This window comes from Stenotrophomonas sp. P5_B8, assembly GCF_054049855.1.
In genome coordinates, this window is sequence record NZ_JBFULO010000496.1 from 1 (window position 1) to 2,572 (window position 2,572).

General features: G+C 62.1%; 1 protein-coding gene. It reads left to right on the plus strand.

What is annotated here, in order from left to right:
- Positions 1-49: 49 nt before the first annotated feature.
- Entirely contained in the window at positions 50-2,434 is a 2,385-nt protein-coding gene (gene ligD, locus ACXJKH_RS18535; RefSeq protein WP_457321562.1) for a DNA ligase D, read from the plus strand.
- The last annotated feature ends 138 nt before the right edge of the window (positions 2,435-2,572 follow it).

A 2,572-nucleotide genomic window follows, 5' to 3' on the forward strand; every position in this document is an offset into this window, starting at 1 on the left:
GAGTTGGGCTGTGCCCAAAGGGCCAAGCTACGACCCGAAGGTCAAGCGGATGGCTGTGGAGGTGGAAGACCATCCCGTTGACTACGCTGGTTTCGAGGGCGAGATCCCCAAAGGCGAGTATGGCGGCGGTCATGTTGCTCAGTTCGATCACGGGGTCTGGGCCACCGAAGGGGATCCCGAGGCCCAACTCGCCAAAGGGCACCTGCGCTTCGAACTGTTCGGATCCAAGCTCAAAGGCGGATGGCACTTGGTTCGATCCGGCAAGCCGGCGCGCCAGCCGCAGTGGCTTCTCTTCAAGGAGGACGATGCCTATGCCAGCCAGGTCGAGGCCGATGACCTGTTGGGGGATGTCGCCGTGCCCCCTGCCGCAGACCTCAAACGGGCCGGCAGCGGGAAGCCCGACAAGAAGCGACTCAAGGCGATCCCCCTCGCAAAACCCGCTCGACGCGTGGATTGGGCCAAGAGGGCGTCGGCGCTGACCGGTGGTAAAAGGGCCGAGGCCCCCCAGGGCCCGTTCGAACCCCAGTTGGCCAAGCTGGGCGAATCGCCCCCAAAGGGCGAGCAGTGGGTTCATGAGATCAAATGGGATGGCTACAGGATCCTGGCCACGGTGGCGGAAGGCGAGGTTCGCTTGTGGTCGCGCAACGCGTTGGAATGGACCAGCAAGATCCCGGAGATCCGTGAAGCCATCGCTACATTGGGGTTGAAGTCCGCCGCGCTGGACGGGGAGCTGATCGCGGGGCGCGGGACCAAGGAAGACTTCAATCTACTTCAAGCCACCCTATCTGGGGAGCGCCAGGGTGCGCTGTCCTATGCGCTCTTTGACCTTCTGCATATCAATGGCGTGGACATCGCCGATGCTCYGCTGCTGGAACGAAAGGCGCTCTTGGAGGAAGTTCTCAAGGGAGCCCCGACCCATCTGGCCATGAGTTCGCACATCGCCGGCGATGGGGAGGCGGCCTACCGTTTGGCGGGTGAGCAGCATTTCGAGGGCATCATCTCCAAGCGCGCCGATCGCGGCTACCACGGCGGCCGGGGCGAGGATTGGAAGAAGACCAAGCAGTTGGCCAGCGACGAATTCGCCGTGGTCGGCTACACCGCGCCCAAAGGAAGCCGCACCGGTTTCGGATCGTTGCTACTGGCCAAGCCCGACCCCAAGCATGGATGGCTCTACGTGGGGCGCGTCGGCTCGGGGTTTTCGGACACCTTAATTGGGGAGCTGACAGCGCTGATCGGCACGGCCGGCGGGAAGAAGCCCACCGCACATGTCCCAACGACAGAGACCGACTTGCGGACCGCCACCTGGTTTGCGCCCCGGTTTGTCGTCGAGGTCTTCTACCGAGGGATTGGCGGGCAACAATTGCTGCGCCAAGCGTCGCTGAAAGCGGTGCGGCCTGACAAAGACGTGGCCGATCTGAACGACTCGGATCAGAGCAACAATTCCGGCGGCGGTGCTACATCGGCCAAGCCGAACAAACGTGGGAAGCAAGCCGTCACCAGACCCGAGCGCAGTGTTGCCGTCAAACCCACGAACAGCAAGGGCAGGGCGGATGCAGGAGAGCGGGTTCCCCCAAAGCTCTCAAGCCCGTCCAAGGTCATCTTCCCCGACATCAAGGCCACCAAGCAGGATGTGTGGGATTACTACAGCGCGGTCATGGACCATCTGCTGCCTGAGATCGTTGGGCGTCCACTGTCGATCATCCGCTGCCCAGCTGGGAACGGCCGGCYGTGCTTCTTCCAGAAACACCACACTGCGGGTCTGGAGTTGGTCAGTTCGGTGAAGCTCAAGGAAGACAGTGGAATCAACGCCTACTACCTGGTGGTTGAAGACGCTGCCAGTCTCTTGGAGCTTGTGCAGTTCAACGCCTTGGAGTTTCACCCTTGGGGCAGCCACGCCGATTCGCCCGACCGCGCCGATCGCGTGGTGTTCGACCTTGACCCAGGCCCGGACGTGCCGTTCTCGGAGATCAAGAAAGCTGCCACCGACATTCGGAAGCTCCTTCAGCAGTTGGAGCTGGAGTCTTTCCTACGCGTTTCCGGAGGCAAGGGCTTACACGTGGTGGTGCCGCTGAATCCCGGATGCGATTGGGATCTCACCAAGCGGTTTGCCCATGGGTTCGCGGACGCCCTGGCACAGTCCGAGCCGCAGCGATTCTTGGCTACGTCGACCAAAAGCCTGCGCAAAAAACGCATCTTCGTTGACTACCTGCGCAACGGGCGGGGTGCCACCGCTGTTGCGTCGTATTCCTTGCGAGGTCGGCCAGGCGCGCCCGTGGCAATGCCCATCGCATGGAGCGAGCTGTCCAAGCTCACCCGCGCAGATACCTTCACCATGAAGGACGTGCCCGCCAAGCTCAAACGCAGGCGCAAGGACCCTTGGGAAGGCATTGAATCAATCCAACAGAACTTGGCACGGTGGGCAGAGGACGACTGATCCCACTTACCAGCTGCCGTTGCTTTTCAGGAGAAATCACTATGCGTCGATCCATCGTTTGCGCCGCCGTCGCGCTTGTCCTGTCTGCGTGCGGGGGTGGGAACACAGAGTCCAGCGTCCAAGCACCGGGGGCTGAAG